We start from the raw sequence: 18,927 nt of genomic DNA, 5'->3' as shown, positions 1-18,927 counted from the left end.
TCACTTCACCTCTCCCTTGATCTTTTTGCTCGTACCAAAGTATTTCAGCACCGTATTCATGATCAGGATTGCCGCGTAGGTAATCAGGATCAGGATGGTGGCGTAGGCGCATGCAACGCCGTATTCACCCTTCTCGGCATATTCGTTGATCCGGCAGGTAATCAGCAGGAACCGCGGGGTCACCAGCAGGATCACCGCGCTGATGGCGGTAATGGACCGCACGAAGGTGGTCACCAGGCCGGAGAAGAAGGAATCTTTGATCAGCGGCAGCGTCACGGTCATGAATACCTTTCCGCTGCCCGCGCCCATATCGTAGGCCGATTCCTCAATGGATTTGTCAATCTGCCGCAGGGCTGAAATACCGCTGCGGGTTCCGACAGGCAGGGATCGTACCACAAAGACAATGATCAGGATCAGGCCTGATCCGTAGATTCCCTGCAGGAAACCGGTCCGGAAAACGCCGCCCGCAAATCCGCGGATAAATCCAACGCCCAGCACGGTTCCGGGAACAGCCATGGCCAGCATGGACACAAATTCGATGAAGCCTTTTGCCTTGAATTTCCGCTTGACCACCAGATAGGAAATGATCATGGAAAGCAGTGCCGTCACAGGAGCGGCAATAATAGAGAGCACGAAGGAATCCTTGAATGCCTGCCATCCGCGCTCGCGGAACATCTGCTCAAACCACTTGAAGGAAAGGGAATAATCCCTGCCCCACAGCTTGAACAGTGCGCCGAAGGGAACCGCGATATACATCAGGATGACGAACACGGAAACCGCTGTACAAAGGACCGTCAGCGGATAACGGACGCTCTTGTCCTCAATCAGCATCCGTCCCCTGGAGGCCTTGCCCGTCAGCGTGGCGGCCGTCTTCTTCTCCAGCACGTACTTCTGGATCAGGAACAGCACCAGCGTCAGGCCAAGCAGTACCACAGCCATGGCGGAAGCACCGTTGATATCGTATGTACCGCCGGTAATCCGCAGGTAGATCGTCGTCGCCAGTGTGTCATAGCTGCCGCCGATGATCATCGGGTTTGCGAAGTCCGCCACGGATTCAATGAAGGTCACCAGGAACGCGTTTCCGAGTCCGGGCAGAAGCAGCGGCAGCGTCACGGTCGTGAACACTTTCCACCGGCTGGCGCCCATATCCCGGGCTGCTTCTTCCATGGAGGGATCGATGTTCTTCAGCAGGCCCTTCAGCATCAGGTAAACCACCGGGAAGAAAGTGAGGGTCTGAACGATCGTGATGCCCCAGAGTCCGTAGATGTCCGAGTCATAGATTCCAAGGACCATCCGGGTGATCAGTCCGCTGCGGCCGAAGAGCAGCATCATGGAAAGGGACAGCACAAACGGCGGGGATACCACCGGCAGCAGGGAAACAACGTCAAACAGCTTTTTCGTCATCCTGCTGCGGATATGGACGTAAACGTCCACATAGGCAAACAGGAGGCCGATCAACAGGGATCCCAGTCCTGTCAGGCAGCCCAGCAGCAGCGTGTTTCTCAGTGCGTTGTTGAATGTGTAGTCGCTGAAGATCCGCGGGAACGCGTCCAGCGTCCAGTTGTCTTCATGCAGCTGGATGCACAGGTCGCTCAGCTCGATCCCGTCCATCTTCTTGATAACTCTGCCGTTAGCCCTGTATGTCTGCGGAACTTCCTGTACCTGGGTCAGCTGGTCCAGGGCAATATAGACTGCCTTGTCTTTGCTGTTCACCGTTTTGAGATAGAGCGTATTGCCCTTCTCAACGTCGTTCATCGTTGCCCGGCCGGCAAACAGACCCGTGGAATTGTACACGGGTACAATTCTCTCCTCTACGCCTTCCGTCGGCGATGTCAGCTTTACGCAGACCGGAGAACGGCTGTCGCTGATCTCTTCACCTTTTTCAGAAACATAGACGATTTTTTCTCCACTGACCAGCGGTTCAATGGAATACAGATGTGTATCGCGTACCAGTACGCTGTCCATCAGCAGCATGGCAAGCGGATAAAGAATAAAAAGAGCCAGAAAGATAATAAGCGCAATGATTGTAATCACCAGAACCGGATCGCCGAAGAATTTCTTCCGGTCCAGGCTCGCGCTCTGACTTCGGGCCACAGGCATTCATCCCCTTCCTGATTGGATTGTTTTCCTTCTGAAAAGGGGACGGGGCAAATGCCTCGTCCCCCCGTGATGTTTCCGGAATGGGATTACTCAGTCTTGAAACGGTCGTCCGCTTCAGCACCGGCATCCTTCAGAGCGTTGAAGTAGTCTTCCACGTACTTGGAAGTGTTTTCCTTCGCGTCTGCGAAATCATAATCGATGGTCTTGTTGGGATCCAGTTCCGGGAAGGCGGCCAGAGCGGCAGGCATCTGGGCGTTGTCGATCACCAGGAACTGATAGCTGCCCGCGTCATCCGCCAGCTCCACGCAGTCGGGAGACAGGGCAAATTCGATCCACAGCTTGGCAGCGTTGGGATGTTCGCATCCTTCGAAGATGGCAGTGGAGCCGACTTCATAGGCGGTGCCATCCTCGGGGATGATCAGGCCGATGTTGTCATAGCCCTGCAGGATCTGGTATACACCGTCATGCAGGAAGCCGATGCCGATAACGCATTCTCCGGGGCCGACCTTCTTGGAGGGGCCGGAGCCGCTCTTGGTGTACTGGGCGATGTTCTTGTCCAGTTCAACAAAGTAAGCCATGGCTTCATCATGACCCTTGATCTGGACCATGGTATTGATTACCAGCTTGGCCGTACCGGCGGTGTTCGGGTTGGACAGCCAGATCAGGCCTTTGTATTCGGGCTTGAGCAGGTCATCCCAGGACTTGGGCGCTTCCAGGTTCAGGCGGGCCAGCTCTTCCTTGTTGACCATGAAACCCAGGATGCCCTGGTAAATACCGTACCAATATCCTTCCGGATCCCTGTAGTAGGGCTTCAGCAGGTGGGAAGCATTCACTGCTTCATAAGCTTCCAGCAGGCCGTCCTTGGCTGCTTCGTTGTAGGGATCATTCGTGCCGCCGAACCATACGTCAGCGGAGGGATTTCCCTTTTCCTCAGCAATCTTGGTCTGAACCTCACCGGTGCTCAGCCGCTGATATTCCACGTTGATGCCATACAGTTCCTGGAACTTTTTGCATGCTTCGCTCAGATACTGTTCCTCACAGGAACCGTAAACAATCAGTTCACCTTCATCCTGGGCGGCCGCAATCAGGTCATCCAGTCCGCCTTCCGCAAACGCGGAAGCGATGCCGAGCATCATAGCAAGTGCAAGCAGTAGAGCAATCAGTTTTTTCATGAGAAAGATCCTCCTTATTATTCTATTCGCCGCGATGGCCCGCGGCGGAATATACACCAAAACAACAAATAATCGCCGTGTCCGGTTCTTTTGTTTCTTTTATGTTTTTATCTTATCATCGGGGGGTCGCTCTGTCAATAAGATCACGCTGTTACTTTTCGTCCTCCCAGCCCAGGGTCAGGTACCATTCAGAAGGCTGGATGTATTGAAAATTCGGGGCAAACTCCACGTCAAATCCCTGGTTCAGGTATATCTCCTGAAACAGTTCACGGTGCTGCACCACATAGTGTTGCGGCGAAAAAACGATTTTTACGGATTTTTCTCCCAGCTTGACAGCTTTCCGGATCTCCTCGTTGATTTTTCCGCAATACCAGATACAGCGCAGGGATCTGCTTCCCCGTCCGGATTTTTTGCTTTGTTCGTTTGCCTGTTCCCGGTCCATTTTTCTTCCCCCGCTTACAGATCTTTGACGGTCAGTCCTTCACAGTCTTTCAGCGCGTCCTTGTTTGCTACCACACACACGGTGCCCTCCCGGCCAAATGCCTCCAGGCTCTGTGCGCAGCGTTCCAGATCCTCTGGAACCGCATGCAGGATCTGCTTGCGGATCCGCTCTGCTTCCTCCCGGGTATATCCTGTCATATATCTTCCGTCTGCCAGCGTTCCTTTATCCCTCGGGCTCAGCAGCGGATTCAGCTCGTTCAGGGCAGAAATGATGTACCGGTCCAGGTCTTCCCCGTTCCGGACAAAAGCCCGCAGGAAATCCGCCGCTCCGCGGTCAACCTCCGGTGTTTTTCCCGGTGTGGGATCCCGGTAGGAACTGGAATAGATGTTGCCGTTCCGTTCCACCTGCAGCCCGGCTCCGTAAGCGCCTCCCTGTACCCGCACCCGGTTCCAGTAATAGTCCAGGCTCAGGATAGAGGAGGCCAGCCACAGGATGCCGTCAAACGCGGCTCCTGCCCGGCTGAGCCGGTATCCGCGGGCCGCAAAACCCGCCTGTGCCGGTACCCGGAAACCAACTGCCCCTGGGCAGTCCGCCTTGTATGCCCTTGCTGCGGGAACGGTTGTTCCCTCCGCGAAGGTGCTGATCAGTTTTGCCGGAATCATCTCCTCGGTGGAGGTTACGCTCACCGTCATCCGTTTCCGGCACAGTGTTTCTTTCATCAGCCGATCAGCCAGCTTCATCAGTACGGGGAATTCCTTTTCCGGCTTTCTGGCAAGCAGATGAATGTAAGCTGCCGCCGCGTCGCCGTCCAGGGCATTCTTCACCGCATTCTCCGCACTGTACTGGCTCAATGCTTTCCTGACCGCAATCTGGTTTCCCGCGCTCAGGATTCTCTGCCGGGCGCCGATCTCGTTCTGCCGGAACATCTCCGTCATCTTATCCCGGTCTTCATACCGGGTGGACGTCAGGATTTCCGCCAGCAGTTCTGCCGCCTTTTCAGCATTTTCCTCAAGTGCGCTTGTATAGGCCGTCAGGTACGGAGTGCAGGTTTCATCCTGCCCGTTTTCCGCCCGCGTAATAATGGTAAAGCCCAGGGCACCCGTCCAGCGTTTGATATCCTGCTGCAGCGTCAGCGCGTCGTGATTGCCTGTAGGGAGCCTGCCCAGCAGGCCTGTCAGCTGGGACAGTCTGGTCAGTTCTTCCAGGCTGTAGTCTGTCAGGGAGAAATAAAGCCTGATATGCACCACACCGTTACAGTTGAGCTGGTGTGTCATCACCTTTACATCGTTACAGACCCGGATGCCGGTTTCTGTCCATACCGGCTCCGCGTCCGCGTCTTCTTTGTTCAGCCTTGGCAGCGTCTGCAGTGCTTCAGGGCTGTCCGGAGTATTCTGCCATTCTGCCAGTGCTTCGATCAGCCGGTCATTTTCCGCTTTTTCTTCATCCGTCCATCCGGACACAAGTGCGTTCAGTCGTTTCTTTTCCAGGAGTCGCTTTTCTTCGCCGATTGTCCTGGACGGAAGTGTATGCAGCGTGACCATGTTTTCCCGGTTCAGCAGCATATCTGCTGCCAGTTCCTCGAACCGTCCGCTGTCCAGCCATGCCTTCAGTTCCTTTACCATCCCTGATGTTTCCAGTGCATCTGTGGGATTGCCGCCGAATATCCAGTTCCCCACGCAGCGGATACACCGGCCTATTCCCTGGGGCTCATCCTCTTCCCGCAGCGCGTAAATCGCACGGTTCAGGGAAGCTTCCACCGCGCTTCTGTCCAGGCCCTCCCGCCGGATCTTCTCACCGGTTTCCTCAAGCAGGTTCAGTATTTCATTTTCCTTGCCGTCCGTCACGTTTTCAGCATGAATGGTCAGCCAGCTTTGCAGCGTTGTATCATCCACGGACACAGAAATATCTTCTGCCAGTCCCCGCTCCAGCGCAGCCCTTTTCAGCAGGGCTTCATTGCTGCCCGTCAGTACGTCGCACAGGATCCCCCGTGCCATGTTTTCTGTACGATCCTTCCATGTTCCCGTGATCCGTCCGAGGGTCAGGTGTCCGCGATTCTCTTCCCCTTCTTCCTGCCCCAGTTCATACAGGATGGTCTGTTCGGATCCCACCGGTTTCTGATAGCTGTATTCCGGTATATCCTTCCGGAGGTCAAACCGGTCCAGGTAGGAACCAATCAGGGACAGCATCTCCTCCATGGGCGCCGCACCGTCCAGATAGATGCGTGCGTTGGAAGGATGGTAATGACGCAGGTATTGTTCACAGAAACGTTCATAGGTCAGCGTCGGAATTGCCTCCGGCTCTCCACCGCTGTTGTAACCGTAACAGGTGTCCGGAAACAGCTGACGCATGAGCTGCCGGTCAATCAGTGTGTCCGTGTCGCTCATGGCGCCTTTCATTTCGTTGAAAACAACTCCGCGGAAAACGGACTCTCCCGCTTCGTTCCGGTCCACATGCCAGCCTTCCTGGCAGAAGCGTTTGGGATCCTTCACGGCAATCGGATCAAAAACCGCGTCCAGGTATACGCCGGTCAGGTTCAGGATATCTCTTGGATTCCGGCTGGAGACCGGAAACATGGTCATATCGGAAAATGTCAGTGCGTTCAGGAATGTGTTCATGCTGCTCTTCAGCAGTTCAAGGAAAGGCTCCCTCACCGGATATTTGCCGCTTCCGGACAGCACACAGTGTTCAAGAATATGAAATACGCCGGTATCATCCTCGGGCAGTGTCCGGAAGGTGATGGAAAACACGATGTTTTCTGCTTTATTGTCTACCCAGAACACCTGTGCGCCGGTCCTGTCATGTTCAAGCAGCACAGTCCTGCCGCGCAGTTCTTCGCTGTCCCGGATTTCTTTAACGGTAAAGCCGGCAAAAGCCTTGTTCACTTCGAATGTCATGTGTCTGTTTCTCCCTGCTTCCGGGAGTTTTCTCCTTGCCTTAATCAATATTTTTATTGTAGCCCTTTACAATTCCTTGTCAAGATGAGGCAGGAATTCCGGGGTTTGCGTGGTATATACATATTGTATTGTAAAGATTGTATTTCAACGGTCGGAAGGAGGAACGCCCCGTGACAATCCGGGAAAGGCAGGAGCAGCAGGAAAAGCTTCTTCTGGCGCCGTGGGCCGCACGCTCTGCGGAGACTGCCGGCCGTGATATTCCGGTGGAACCTTGTGATCTGCGGACGGAATACCAGCGTGACCGGGACCGGATTATCCACTGTAAGTCCTTCCGTCGCCTGAAGTTTAAAACCCAGGTTTTCCTTTCTCCGGAAGGCGACCATTACCGCACCCGCCTGACCCACACCCTCGAGGTGTCCCAGGTGGCCCGTACGCTGGCGCGTTCCCTCCGGCTGAATGAGGACCTGACCGAAGCCATCGCCCTGGGACATGATCTCGGCCATACTCCCTATGGTCATATCGGAGAGCGCACGCTGAATGATCTGCTTCCGGAAGGTTTCCGCCATAACGAGCAGAGTCTCCGCGTAGTGGAGGTGCTTGAAAACGGCGGTGAAGGCCTGAACCTGACCAAAGAAGTCCGCCAGGGGATTCTCTCCCATTCCGGCAAAACAGAGCCCGCCACAGTGGAAGCGGAATGCGTCCGCCGGGCTGACCGGATTGCGTACCTGAATCACGATCTGGACGACGCGCTCCGGGCTGGCATTCTCAGGCCCTTTGAACTTCCTGAGGATTGTCTCAACGTGCTCGGACACACCCATCGTGAACGGATCAATACCATGATCAATGATATCGTTACCTGCAGTGAGGATCAGCCCCACCTGTCCATGTCAGCCCCGGTGGAAAACGCCATGGACGGCCTGCGGGAGTTTATGTTTGACCGGGTTTATCGGGATGGCTGGCGCGATCCGGAAGAAGCCCGCTGCGACTATGTGCTCCGTCATCTGTTCGATTACTACTGCGAGCATCCCGGTGAAATGCCGGAAGAATTTGTCATGATAGGCTATCGTGACGGTACGGAACGCAGCGTCTGCGACTTCCTTTCCTGCATGACCGACCGCTACGCCACCCGTAAATTCCAGGAGTTGTTTGTTCCATCTGCCTTCCCCGCATTTTAAACATTTTTCATTGTTAATTGTTCATTGTTAATTCATAAAGAGGTGTTCTATGTCTTCCCGCTACCCTGCCGCCTGGCTTGATGAACTGCGAAGCCGCTCTGACATTGTTCAGATCGTCTCAGGCTATGTGGCTCTGAACAAAAAAGGCCGGAAATACTGGGGGCTTTGTCCGTTCCACGGCGAAAAAACCCCTTCTTTTTCCGTGGACGGGGAACATCAGCTTTATTACTGCTTCGGCTGCAAGGCCGGCGGCAATGTGTTCAGTTTCTATATGGAAATGGAACACTGCACCTTCAATGAAGCCGTTGAGCAGCTGGCGGAGCGGGCCCATATGCCTCTCCCGGAAATGGAAAAGGATGTGGATTACGAGCGCCGCCGTACCCAGCGGGAGCGCCTGCTCAATGCCAACCGGGAAGCTGCCCGTTTCTATCATGAAACGCTTTTCACTCCCCAGGGAGCCGCGGCGCTTGCCTACCTTCGCAGGCGCGGGCTGAGTGACGGGATCATCCGCAAATTCGGTCTGGGCGCCTCTCCGGATGACTGGAGCGTCCTGAGCGACCGTCTTCTTCAGAAAGGCTACACCCTGGATGAACTGGTCCTGGCAGGCCTCACAGTCCGCAAAAAGGCGGATAACGGTAAGGATCGCTATTTTGACATGTTCCGCAGCCGCGCCATGTTCCCGATCATTGATGCCCATGGGAATGTTCTCGCCTTTGGCGGCCGTACGCTGGAAAAGCGGGAACCCAAATACCTGAATACAGCCGACACTCCGGTTTTCAACAAGCGCAAGGGCGTCTTCGCCGCCAACCTGCTTCGTCAGCAGCGGCATCTGGACCGGGTCATTCTCGTGGAAGGCTACATGGATGTGGTCAGTCTTACCCAGTTTGGTGTGGAAGGGGTCTGTGCGACCCTTGGTACCGCCCTGACGAACGAGCAGGCCCGCCTGCTTAAGCGCTACGCTCCTCAGGTATATCTTGGCTACGACGGTGACTCCGCGGGCCAGCATGCCATCCTGCGGGGACTGGATATTCTGGAGCAGGAAAACGTTCCTGCCAGGGTGCTGGATTTCCCGGACGGCCTCGATCCGGATGAGTTCATCCGCCGGGACGGAGCCGAAGGCTTCCGTCTTCTGCCCGCCATTTCCCCCGCCGCTTACCGGCTGCGCCGGCTGAAGGATCAGTTTGATCTGTCTTCCCAGGACAGCCGGCTGGCCTATGCCCGTGGTGCCGCTGAGATCGTTTCAGCCGTGGATCCCCTGGAACGGGATGTGCTGCTGAACCAGCTTTCGGTGGAAACCGGTTTTGCCCGCGAATCCCTGATCGAGCAGATGAACCTGACAGTAAACAAGCCGGCAGTCCGTACGCAGGACACACCCGCCCGCATCCGTCCGCCCCGTCCGGACGCCTCCGGAGCGTCTCCCTCTGAGGATCTGAAGGCACAGGAACTGTTGATCAGTCTCTTTGCATCCGGTCAGATTCCGAAAGATATGATTGAAGAAAAGGATTTTGATGATGACGAGTTGAAATCTTTATACAGGGAACTTGCAGCCGGAGCATCCCCCGCATCGCTTCCGGATCTCGCCCCGGATGAAGTATCCCGTTCCCGCTTTGCCAGGCTGCTGTTTTCCCCCACCGCCGGCAGCACTGATGAGATGATCACCATGGCAAACGACTGCCTTACCCGGATCCGCAGGATCCGTCTGGAAAAGCGATACGAAGAGCTGTCACAGGAAATGTCCTCTGCCCCGCAGGACCGGCTGGCCGAGCTCCTGCAGGAAGCGGCGGATATTTCCGATAAGTTGAAAAAGCTGAAGTAAACCACGAATCCCGGAAACCCTGATTCGTTCCGGGAGGAACCGGCATTGTGCCGTAAACAGAAGGAGAGGATTCCATTGTCATTGTCACCCGAAAACAGGCAGAACCGTCTGGATGAGCTTTACGAGTACAGCAAATCCAGGGGAACAATCACCTATAAAGAGATCATGGACCGGCTTTCCGGAATGGATCTGGATGCCGATCAGCTGGATCGTGTGCTGGATACGCTCGAAGCCTACGGCGTATCTGTTGTAAATGATGCCGCTGACCGCCAGGTCACCCTGACGGAAGAGCAGGCCGCGGATCAGGCTGCTGAGATTGCCCGTATCGGGGGCGAAGACAACGCTGCCATCGACCTGAGTGTTCCGGAAGGTATCAGCATTGATGACCCGGTTCGTATGTACCTCAAGGAAATCGGCAAGGTTCCCCTTCTCACCGCGGAAGAAGAAATCGAAATCGCCAAGCGTCTTGAAGCCGGAGATGAAAGCGCCAAACAGAAGCTGGCCGAGGCCAATCTCCGTCTGGTTGTTTCCATTGCCAAGCGCTATGTGGGCCGTGGCATGCTCTTCCTTGACCTGATTCAGGAAGGCAATCTCGGTCTTATCAAAGCCGTGGAAAAGTTTGATTACCGCAAAGGTTTCAAATTCTCCACCTACGCCACCTGGTGGATCCGTCAGGCCATTACCCGCGCCATCGCGGACCAGGCCCGCACCATCCGTATTCCTGTCCACATGGTAGAAACCATCAACAAGCTGATCCGGATTTCCCGTCAGCTCCTGCAGGAATACGGCCGTGAGCCCACCCCTGAAGAAATTGCCAAGGAAATGGGCATTTCCGAAGCAAAGGTCCGTGAGATCATCAAGATCGCCCAGGAACCCGTTTCCCTGGAGACGCCCATCGGTGAGGAAGAAGACAGCCATCTGGGAGACTTCATTCCCGATGAGGATGCCCCCGCTCCTGCTGAGGCCGCTTCCTTCGCCCTGATGAAGGAGCAGCTCATGGATGTGCTGGACACCCTGACCCCCCGTGAGGAAAAGGTGCTTCGTCTCCGTTTCGGTCTGGATGACGGCCATCAGCGCACTCTGGAAGAAGTCGGCAAGGAATTCAATGTTACCCGTGAGCGCATCCGCCAGATCGAAGCGAAAGCGCTCCGCAAACTCCGTCATCCTTCCCGCAGCAAAAAGCTGCGCGATTATCTGGATTAAGCCATGTCACGTTTGATTCAGCTGGATGCCCGCCTCTCACTCGCCTATGATCTTTATGATCCCTGTGATCTGGCGGCTGACATCGGCACTGACCACGCCCATCTACCGGCCGCGCTCCTGCAGCGCGGCCGCTGTCAGCATATGATCCTGACGGATCTGAGTGAAAGTGCGCTGAAAAACGCCCGGGAAACCGTCATTCGCTGCCGTCTTTCCGACCGGACTGATCTCCGCGCCGGCAACGGTCTTCAGCCGCTTGAAGAAACCTGCGGCATGATCTCCATTACCGGCATGGGCGGCCGCACCGTCCATGATATCCTGCTGGAAGGGGCTGAGAAGCTGAAGGGTGCCTCCCTGGTGCTCTCAGCGCATACGGATCTTCCCCTGATCCGGGAGGCCGTCTGCCGCATCGGTTATCATCTGGACCGGGAGGAGCCCTGCTTCTGTGCGGGCCGCTATTATCTTGTGCTTCGTGCCAGGCCGGGAGTCTGTTCGCTCACCCCGCGTGAGCTCCGTCTTGGCGGTCCACTTTTTGAATCTCAGTCGTCTCAGCTGATTCCCTATCTGACCCGGCGCCGGGAAGTTCTTCAGGATAAACTCCGCGGCCTTGTCTCCGCGGATAAGCCGGAAGAATCCCTCATCGCCCAGGTCCGGGATGATATCGCTTTCTATGACGGAATGATCGGGAAAGGAAAAGAATCATGACTGTAAAGGACGTTTATGATCTCATTGATCATGCTGCCCCTTTTGAAACGCAGATGGAATCCGACAATTCGGGTTTCCTCGTCGGCTCCTCCTCGCAGGCTGTCGATACCATTCTCTTTGCGCTTGACGTCACACCGGCCGTTATTGACGAAGCCGTCTCCCTCGGGGCACAGCTGATCGTTACCCATCATCCGCTCATGTTCAGCCCGGTTCATTCCCTGACGGATGACACTTATGAAGGCCGGATGATCCGCCGGCTCATCCGGGAGGATATCAGCCTGATTTCCGCCCACACAAATCTTGATCAGGCTCCCGGCGGTATCAACGACACACTGGCTGAGCGCTGCGGACTCACGCACGTTTCCGGTGAAGGCTATTTCCGCTGTGGACTGCTGCCCGTTCCACTTTCTGCTGCGGATTTCGCGGCGGATCTGCGTCAGCGCCTCCACAGTGAGGTTCGTCTCATGGGACCAGCGGATGCGGTCATCCGGAAAGTCGGTCTTTGCAGCGGCGGCGGAAGCGATTTCTGGAATCTCGCTGCAGATGCCGGCTGTAACGCCTTTGTCAGCGGTGAAATCCGGCATCATCATGCCCTTTCCATGGCAGGCAGCGGCATTGTCGGGTTTGAGTGCGGTCATTTCGGCACGGAGGAACCCGGCATCCGTGCCCTTGCATCGGCTTTACAAAACACTGTCAATACGATAGAATGTAATGTGCGGATATATGTGTCGGGTGTATCCGCCTATTCGTTTATCCGGCAACCGTGACAGGCGGTGATCCTGTCAGAAGGAGGCTCCTTTATGGAAAAGTATGAAGCACTGTGGGCTTACCAGGTGGAAGACATGAAAGCAGACGCCATCGCCCTGGCGATTAAGCGTTCCCCGACCCGGCAGAAGCTGGAGAAGGCCCGTGACTTTATCCTGGATCGCCAGAAGCAGTACAAGCAGATTGAAGAGGATATCGGCGCTATGGTGGACCGCAAGGACATCATTGCCCAGGCCATTGTCCGTTCCAAGGAACAGCTGGACAACCTGCAGAAGCGCTTTGAAGCTGCTCCGCCCACCACGTCGGACGAAGTCAAATCCCTGCTTGCCGAAGTCAGCCGCTGCCGCGATACGATCCGTCAGTATGAAGTGGAGATCAGCCGTATCGTGAAGGAAACGGATGCCAACGAAAAACTGCAGCGCAGTGTTCGTCTGGATGCCGCCAATGCGAAAAAATCCTTCGATCAGCTCAAGGCTGATTATGAAGAGGAGTCCAAAAGCAAGAAGGAAGATCTCGAGAACCAGCGGGCGAAAGCCAAGGAGGTCATGGATCAGGTGGATCCCGCTCTGCTGGAGGAATACGAAACCATCAAGAAGCATATCTCGCCCCCTGTGGCGCGGCTTATTCATGGTCAGTGTTCCGGCTGCAACACTTCCCTTCCCTCTGCCATCCTTTCAAAGATTAAAGGCGGGACACTTGTGGAATGCGAAACCTGCGGACGGATGATCATCCCGTAAGTATTCAGATAAGAAAAAGCCCGGACGTCATGTCCGGGCTTTTGAATTGCTTACGAATCAGTAAAGAATCTTCAGTTCGGGCGAGCAGCCGGCAAAAGAATCTTCCTCAATGGAGACGTCCTTGCCTGACGGAATGGAAACCTTGCTCAGCGATGCGCACATCTGAAAAGCGCCGGGGCCGATCGCCTTCAGCTCATCGCCGAATGAAATCTCCTCCAGGTTTGTGCAGGCCAGGAATCCGAATCGGCCGACTTCCTCCAGTGAGGCAGGCAACTGTACCTCGGACAGCTCCGAGCATCCGCCGAAGCAGCATTCATCAATCATTGTAACGCCTTCAGGAATGATAATATCGTGAAGATGAATGCACTTGAAAAATGCCATATTCCCGATGGAACGGATTCCTTCGGGCAGCATTACGGACCGGACCGCTTCATTGTAGGCGAACATGTGGGCGCCGACCGCAACAACCGGATGCCCGTCCACCGTATCGGGAATTACCACATCGCCGGAAGTTCCGGAATAATTGGTCAGCAGGGCGCCTTCTCCGTCGTCTGTCATCTGGTATACATAATCGCCACAGACGAACTTTTCACCTGTATCATAACCGGCAATGGTTTTAAAGTCGCTCGTGCTGGCCTCTTCTTCAAATGTGCCGCCCGGATCGTCATCCAGCCAGTCATCATCATCGTCGTCCCACTCATCGGCATAGGTGGGCATAGCGCAAAGCATCACGCACAGCGCCAGCATGATCAGCAGGAATCGCTTCATCATTATGCACACCTCCCGAATTTTATACTCATACATTATATAGCATAATAATATAAAAATCAACACACAAGATATCAATGAAGGGATTGACGAACTGGCATGCTTGTGATAATCTTTGCTTGAAAACGTTACCGTTACCGTTACCGGAATCTGGATCAACGGGAGGTCTGAAACCGTGAAAGTCTACACAATTAAAGACATTGCCGCCATGGCCGGGGTCTCTGTTACAACGGTCAGCCGCGTGCTGAATAACCGCCCTGATGTCAACAGCGCCACCCGGGAGAAAGTGGAGCAGATCATCAGGGAATGCAGTTTTGTCGGTAATACAAATGCCCGGGGCTTGAAGCAGGGCAACGAGGTCATCGGCGTGGTCATCCGCGGCCGTTCCAATCCCTTCCTCAGTTCTCTGGCTGAAGCGATCCTGGACCGGGCGGATACCGTTCCCGACAATTTCATCACAGAGTATATCGATGAAAAAGCCGATGAATTCCTTACCGCTCTTCGGATGACCCGGCAGAACCACGTCAAGGGATTGATCTTTGTCGGCAGTCTCATTGACAAACGTGTCGACGCGATCCGTGGTCTGGATATCCCCATGGTTTTCACTACCGTGAATGCCGAATCCGCTGCTCTTGCCCGTGCTTCCTCCGTTGCGGTGGATGACCGGAGCATGGGCCGCGTTGTCGCCGAGGAGCTTCTGAACTGCGGCCACCGCCGCATCGCTATCTTCGGCTCCAACCCCGTCGCCGGCGATTCGCTGGCCATGCGTTTCCAGGGCTTCTGTGACGCCTTTACCGACCGGGGACTCAGCTATGATAATACTCTTTATCGTGAAACCCGTTTCTCCTTTGAAGCCGGATACGAACTCGCCCGTGTGTTCTTTTCGGAGCGGCCTGACGCCACGGCTTTGTTTGCGATGAGTGATACCGTGGCCGTCGGCGCAATCCGCGCCCTGCGCGATCTGGGCAAGTCCGTACCTGATGACGTCAGTGTTGTCGGATTTGACGGCGTGGATATCAGCCGCTTCACAGTGCCTCGTCTGACAACGGTGGAGCAGCCTGTCAGTGAGATTGCCCGCCGCAGCGTCAATCTGTTGCTGGATATGATGGAAAAAGGAGCTACTCCCAGACATATTCTGGTTGATGCTGCCTTCCGTAAAAGAGAATCCATTGCGCCCTGTAACCGGGCATAACAGAAAGGAAGCGTCGTATTATGCGTTCCAGCGGCATTCTGTTGCACATCTCTTCCCTCCCTTCTCCAGGGGGCATCGGCTCCATGGGTGATGAGGCATATGCTTTTGCCGACTTCCTGCAGGCTTCCGGCATCCGCATCTGGCAGGTGCTTCCCATCGGACCGACAGGCTACGGTGAAAGTCCCTATCAGTCCTCCTCCGTCTTTGCCGGCAATCCCCTGCTGATTTCCTGCGGCCGTCTGCGCGAGGAAGGTCTTCTTACTTTTACGGATGAGGAAGAGTTTGTCCCTTCCGATCCGGAAAAAGTGGAATACGACGCAGTCCGTGAAAACAAAGAAATGCTGCTCCGCCGCTGCTATGATGAATCCCGGGAGCGGCTGAGCGGACAGATAGATGAATTCTGCCGGAAAAATGCGTGGGTACAGGATTACGCCCTGTTCACCGCGCTGAAAAAGCATTTCGGCGGGGTTATGTGGACAAAATGGCCGGATGCGGATATCCGTTTCCGCAGGCCGGAGGCTGTGAAGCGTTACCGGAAGGAACTGAGTGCGGAGATTGACTATCACATCTTCTGCCAGTACCTCTTCAGGAAACAGTGGTTTAGCCTCAAGAAATACTGTAATGAACGTTCTGTGCTGCTCTTCGGCGATATGCCAATCTATGTGGCCGAGGATTCTGCTGATACATGGACGCATCCGGATATATTCCAGCTGGATAAAAACCTTGTCCCGAAACGGGTTGCCGGTGTTCCTCCGGATTACTTTTCCGCGGACGGGCAGCTCTGGGGCAATCCCCTTTACCGCTGGCACTATCTGCGCAGCCGGAAGTACGACTGGTGGGTGGAGCGCATGAAAGGAATGGCGGAATTGTATGACATGATCCGGATCGATCATTTCATCGGTTTTGCCAACTACTATTCCGTCAAAAACGGTATGCCGAACGCCCGCAAAGGCCGTTGGGTCATCGGTCCCGGAAAAGCACTTTTCAAGCGGCTGGATCACGAGGTCCCGGGAATCCGTATTATTGCGGAAGACCTGGGCTGCGTAAATAACCGCGTCCGGAAGCTTCTGGACTGGTGCGGTTACCCCGGCATGAAGGTGCTGACTTTCGGTTTTGACTCTGATGAATCCAATCCCCACTTCATCGGACTCTACGAAAAGAATACCGTAGCCTACACAGGCACCCATGATAATGACACTACGCTGGGATGGGCCAGGAAAGCCAGTCCGAAGGCTCTCGCCTTTGCGGAAAAGACTCTCGGATTCTCCGGGGCGGATGAAGCGCCCGAAGCTTTCATCAAAGCGCTCTTCAAAGGTCCCTGCGATACGGTTGTGATCCCGATGCAGGATGTCCTGGGACTTGATACCTACGCCCGGATGAATTACCCCGGCACCACCGGAAATAACTGGCTCTGGCGTATGAAACCTGATCAGCTTTCCCTGGATCTGTCCATGAAGTATTACAGGTTAAACAGGGAAACAGACCGACTCTGATATCTGCGCGTCCGCCTGATACAGGCGGACGCTCTGTATGATAAAGACTGAAGGAATGTGTTTACAAAAGGAGGATTCGGAATATGAACGCGAAGCAACTGCTGAAGGACGCAGAACAGCGTATGATGACCGAATATCACAAAGATCTTGCCCATGCATCTGCCCAGGAGCTGCATAACGCCATCTCCGGTGCAGCCATGGACGCCCTGGCCCCCGTCTGGGTCAAAAAGGAGGAGGCCCGCTCCTCCCGCCGTCAGGCTGCCTATCTTTCCATGGAGTTTCTTGTTGGCCGTTTGGTTTATAACAACCTTTACTGCATGGGACTCCTGGACGAAGTCAAATCGCTGCTGAAGGAAAAGGGAGTGGATATCACCCTCCTGGAGGATGTGGAGGATGATGCTTTCGGCAATGGCGGCCTCGGACGCCTCGCTGCCTGCTTCCTGGACAGCGCCGTCACCTGCAATGTTCCGCTGACCGGTTACGGTCTGCGTTTCCGCTACGGTCTCTTTAAGCAGGAGTTCGTGGACGGACGCCAGGTGGAGCTGCCGGATGACTGGTCCAGATTCGGCGATCCCTGGTCTGTCCGCCGTCTGGATGAAGCCGTTGTGGTTTCCATGAAAACCGGCGATGTGCTGGCTGTTCCCTATGATATGCCTGTGGTTGGTTTCGGTGCAAAGAACGTCGGAACCCTGCGCCTGTGGCAGACAGAAAGCCTGAATGAAATCGATTTTGCCGTTTTCAACAGCCAGGATTACGCCAAGGCTGCCGCCGCAAAAAACCAGGCCGAGGATATCACCAAGTTCCTTTATCCCAATGATACCAAAAAAGAAGGAAAACAGCTTCGGGTCAAGCAGCAGTATGTACTTGTTTCCGCCACAATGCAGGATATCCTGCGCGCTTACCGGAAACGTCACGGAAGTGATTACTCCTTCTTCTCCAGAGAAGTGGCTGCCCAGCTGAACGATACCCATCCCACCATGGCTATTCCGGAGCTGATCCGTCTGCTTGGCGAGGACGGCGTCTCCTTTGAGGATGCTTTCCTCATCGCCAGGGACACCTTTGCCTATACCAACCATACGGTCATGCAGGAAGCGCTGGAAAAGTGGGATCTCTCCCTTCTCTCCTCTGTCTGTCCGCAGATCGTGTCCATTATAAAGAAGATCGACGCCCGTTTCCGCAGGGAAATGAAAAAGGCCGGAAAAGAGATCACGCCTTCCCTGTGCATCATTCTGGACGGCCGCGTCCATATGGCAGAACTGGCCACCTATGCCACCCATGCCATCAACGGCGTGGCAGCTCTCCACAGTGAAATCCTCAAAAACGACGTCTTTGCTGACTGGTATCAGCTGTACCCGGAACGCTTCCAGAACAAGACCAATGGTATCACCCAGCGCCGCTGGCTGGGACTGTGCAATCCGGAGCTCTCGAAACTGATTACCGATCAGATCGGCCCGGGCTTTGAAACGGATCTGGATAAGCTGAAGGAACTTGTTCCGAAGATCAACAAGTCCCTTTGCGGCAAGTTCCGTACCGTGAAGAAGACGAAAAAGAAGCAGCTTTGCGCGGAAATTCAGGCCAAAGAAGGCGTCTTGCTGGATCCGGATATGGTTTTCGATGTCCAGGTCAAGCGCTTGCATGAATACAAACGGCAGTTTATGAATGCCCTGAGCATCCTGGCTATCTACGATCAGCTGAAGCGCGGCCAGCTGAAGGATCTTCCGCCGGTAGCTTTCATTTTCGGCGCCAAGGCCGCTCCGGGTTATGATCGTGCCAAGGCCGTCATCCACTGGATCAACCTGATTGCCGATAAGGTGAACAATGATCCGAAGACAAAAGATCGGCTCATGGTTGTTTTCATCCGGAATTACAACTGTTCCTGGGCTGAAAAAATCATTCCCGCCGCTGATATTTCGGAGCAGATTTCTCCTGCGGGTACAGAAGCTTCCGGCACCGGCAACATGAAACTGATGCTGAACGGTGCCGTAACGCTGGGCACCTTTGACGGCGCGAATGTGGAAATCGTTGAGGAAGCCGGCCGCGAAAACAACTACATCTTCGGTGCCACCGTGGAAGAGCTTGAAAAGATCAAAAATTCCTATGATCCTGTAAAGATTTACAACAAGAACGCGCTGCTCCGCCGGGCCCTTGATACCCTCACAGACGGCACTTTCCCGGATGATGACGGCATGTTTGCAGAGCTGCATGACGCGATCCTGAAGGGCGCCTCTTGGCATAAGCCGGACCACTACTATGTGATGAAGGACTTTGCTGATTACTACGAAACCAAACTGCAGGCCATTCGCGATGCGAAGGCGGATGAAACCGGTTTTGCCCGTAAATGCCTGATGAACGTTGCCTGCGCCGGCAAGTTCTCCTCCGACCGTACCATCCGCCAGTATGCAAAGGAAATCTGGAAGGTTTAATGGTTGCTTCCGGTCGTAAATCGGTCTATAATCATATCACTTTGA

General features: G+C 54.8%; 14 protein-coding genes. 9 read left to right on the top strand and 5 right to left on the bottom strand.

From position 1 onward, the window contains the following. The 4 genes from JYE49_RS03620 to JYE49_RS03605 form a co-directional block, all read right to left on the bottom strand. Nucleotides 1–2,094 (bottom strand): ABC transporter permease, encoded by a 2,094-nt coding sequence (locus tag JYE49_RS03620; RefSeq protein WP_283399294.1) that lies wholly within the window; start codon nt 2,092–2,094, stop codon nt 1–3. Nucleotides 2,095–2,186: 92 nt separating this feature from the next. Continuing rightward, nucleotides 2,187–3,272, bottom strand: coding sequence for an ABC transporter substrate-binding protein (locus JYE49_RS03615; protein WP_093956109.1), 1,086 nt, complete (start codon nt 3,270–3,272; stop codon nt 2,187–2,189). A gap of 151 nt (nt 3,273–3,423) precedes the next feature. Further along, the gene (locus JYE49_RS03610) at nt 3,424–3,714 is read right to left on the bottom strand and encodes a hypothetical protein (RefSeq protein WP_093956108.1); all 291 of its coding nucleotides are present in this window, start codon (nt 3,712–3,714) and stop codon (nt 3,424–3,426) included. A 14-nt stretch (nt 3,715–3,728) separates the two neighbouring features. Then, a complete protein-coding gene (locus JYE49_RS03605; protein ID WP_093956107.1) occupies nt 3,729–6,608 on the bottom strand; it encodes an insulinase family protein in 2,880 nt (959 codons plus the stop codon). A gap of 170 nt (nt 6,609–6,778) precedes the next feature. On the opposite strand from JYE49_RS03605, the gene JYE49_RS03600 reads away from it, so the two are divergent. From JYE49_RS03600 to JYE49_RS03575, 6 genes are all read left to right on the top strand, one after another. Continuing rightward, complete coding sequence (locus JYE49_RS03600; RefSeq protein ID WP_093956106.1) at nt 6,779–7,783, top strand: deoxyguanosinetriphosphate triphosphohydrolase; 1,005 nt, start codon at nt 6,779–6,781, stop codon at nt 7,781–7,783. 49 nt (nt 7,784–7,832) lie between these two features. Further along, nucleotides 7,833–9,599, top strand: coding sequence for a DNA primase (gene dnaG / locus JYE49_RS03595; protein ID WP_093956105.1), 1,767 nt, complete (start codon nt 7,833–7,835; stop codon nt 9,597–9,599). A 75-nt stretch (nt 9,600–9,674) separates the two neighbouring features. After that, nucleotides 9,675–10,802, top strand: coding sequence for an RNA polymerase sigma factor RpoD (gene rpoD / locus JYE49_RS03590; RefSeq protein WP_093956104.1), 1,128 nt, complete (start codon nt 9,675–9,677; stop codon nt 10,800–10,802). Nucleotides 10,803–10,805: 3 nt separating this feature from the next. Then, complete coding sequence (locus JYE49_RS03585; RefSeq protein WP_093956103.1) at nt 10,806–11,504, top strand: class I SAM-dependent methyltransferase; 699 nt, start codon at nt 10,806–10,808, stop codon at nt 11,502–11,504. Further along, nucleotides 11,501–12,271: a Nif3-like dinuclear metal center hexameric protein gene (locus JYE49_RS03580; protein ID WP_093956102.1), complete on the top strand. Its 771-nt coding sequence runs from the start codon at nt 11,501–11,503 to the stop codon at nt 12,269–12,271. The genes JYE49_RS03585 and JYE49_RS03580 overlap by 4 nt, the downstream gene beginning before the upstream one ends. A gap of 33 nt (nt 12,272–12,304) precedes the next feature. Beyond that, nucleotides 12,305–13,006 carry a zinc ribbon domain-containing protein gene (locus JYE49_RS03575; RefSeq protein ID WP_093956101.1) on the top strand — a complete coding sequence of 234 codons (702 nt, stop codon included), beginning with the start codon at nt 12,305–12,307 and terminating at the stop codon, nt 13,004–13,006. A gap of 57 nt (nt 13,007–13,063) precedes the next feature. Here the strand turns inward: JYE49_RS03575 and JYE49_RS03570 are convergent, their stop codons facing one another. Then, nucleotides 13,064–13,777 carry a leucine-rich repeat domain-containing protein gene (locus JYE49_RS03570; protein ID WP_179217195.1) on the bottom strand — a complete coding sequence of 238 codons (714 nt, stop codon included), beginning with the start codon at nt 13,775–13,777 and terminating at the stop codon, nt 13,064–13,066. Between the two features lie 172 nt (nt 13,778–13,949). On the opposite strand from JYE49_RS03570, the gene JYE49_RS03565 reads away from it, so the two are divergent. From JYE49_RS03565 to JYE49_RS03555, 3 genes are all read left to right on the top strand, one after another. Next, complete coding sequence (locus JYE49_RS03565; protein ID WP_143754438.1) at nt 13,950–14,966, top strand: LacI family DNA-binding transcriptional regulator; 1,017 nt, start codon at nt 13,950–13,952, stop codon at nt 14,964–14,966. 20 nt (nt 14,967–14,986) lie between these two features. Further along, complete coding sequence (gene malQ, locus JYE49_RS03560; protein WP_093956098.1) at nt 14,987–16,459, top strand: 4-alpha-glucanotransferase; 1,473 nt, start codon at nt 14,987–14,989, stop codon at nt 16,457–16,459. An 83-nt stretch (nt 16,460–16,542) separates the two neighbouring features. Continuing rightward, a complete protein-coding gene (locus JYE49_RS03555) occupies nt 16,543–18,882 on the top strand; it encodes a glycogen/starch/alpha-glucan phosphorylase (RefSeq protein ID WP_093956097.1) in 2,340 nt (779 codons plus the stop codon). The last annotated feature ends 45 nt before the right edge of the window (nt 18,883–18,927 follow it).

This window comes from Aristaeella hokkaidonensis, from assembly GCF_018128945.1.
Classification (GTDB): Bacteria; Bacillota; Clostridia; order Christensenellales; family Aristaeellaceae; genus Aristaeella; species Aristaeella hokkaidonensis.
Note: the sequence above shows the minus strand (reverse complement) of the source record. Positions and strands in the feature narration are given on the sequence as shown.

What these genes read in the sequence shown, in the direction of transcription:
- JYE49_RS03580 (WP_093956102.1), top strand. Translation starts at nt 11,501, where the DNA reads ATGACTGTAAAGGACGTTTATGATCTCATTGATCATGCTGCCCCTTTT.
- JYE49_RS03605 (WP_093956107.1), bottom strand. Translation starts at nt 6,608, where the DNA reads ATGACATTCGAAGTGAACAAGGCTTTTGCCGGCTTTACCGTTAAAGAA.
- JYE49_RS03555 (WP_093956097.1), top strand. Translation starts at nt 16,543, where the DNA reads ATGAACGCGAAGCAACTGCTGAAGGACGCAGAACAGCGTATGATGACC.
- JYE49_RS03615 (WP_093956109.1), bottom strand. Translation starts at nt 3,272, where the DNA reads ATGAAAAAACTGATTGCTCTACTGCTTGCACTTGCTATGATGCTCGGC.
- JYE49_RS03575 (WP_093956101.1), top strand. Translation starts at nt 12,305, where the DNA reads ATGGAAAAGTATGAAGCACTGTGGGCTTACCAGGTGGAAGACATGAAA.
- JYE49_RS03585 (WP_093956103.1), top strand. Translation starts at nt 10,806, where the DNA reads ATGTCACGTTTGATTCAGCTGGATGCCCGCCTCTCACTCGCCTATGAT.
- JYE49_RS03570 (WP_179217195.1), bottom strand. Translation starts at nt 13,777, where the DNA reads ATGATGAAGCGATTCCTGCTGATCATGCTGGCGCTGTGCGTGATGCTT.
- JYE49_RS03610 (WP_093956108.1), bottom strand. Translation starts at nt 3,714, where the DNA reads ATGGACCGGGAACAGGCAAACGAACAAAGCAAAAAATCCGGACGGGGA.
- malQ (WP_093956098.1), top strand. Translation starts at nt 14,987, where the DNA reads ATGCGTTCCAGCGGCATTCTGTTGCACATCTCTTCCCTCCCTTCTCCA.
- dnaG (WP_093956105.1), top strand. Translation starts at nt 7,833, where the DNA reads ATGTCTTCCCGCTACCCTGCCGCCTGGCTTGATGAACTGCGAAGCCGC.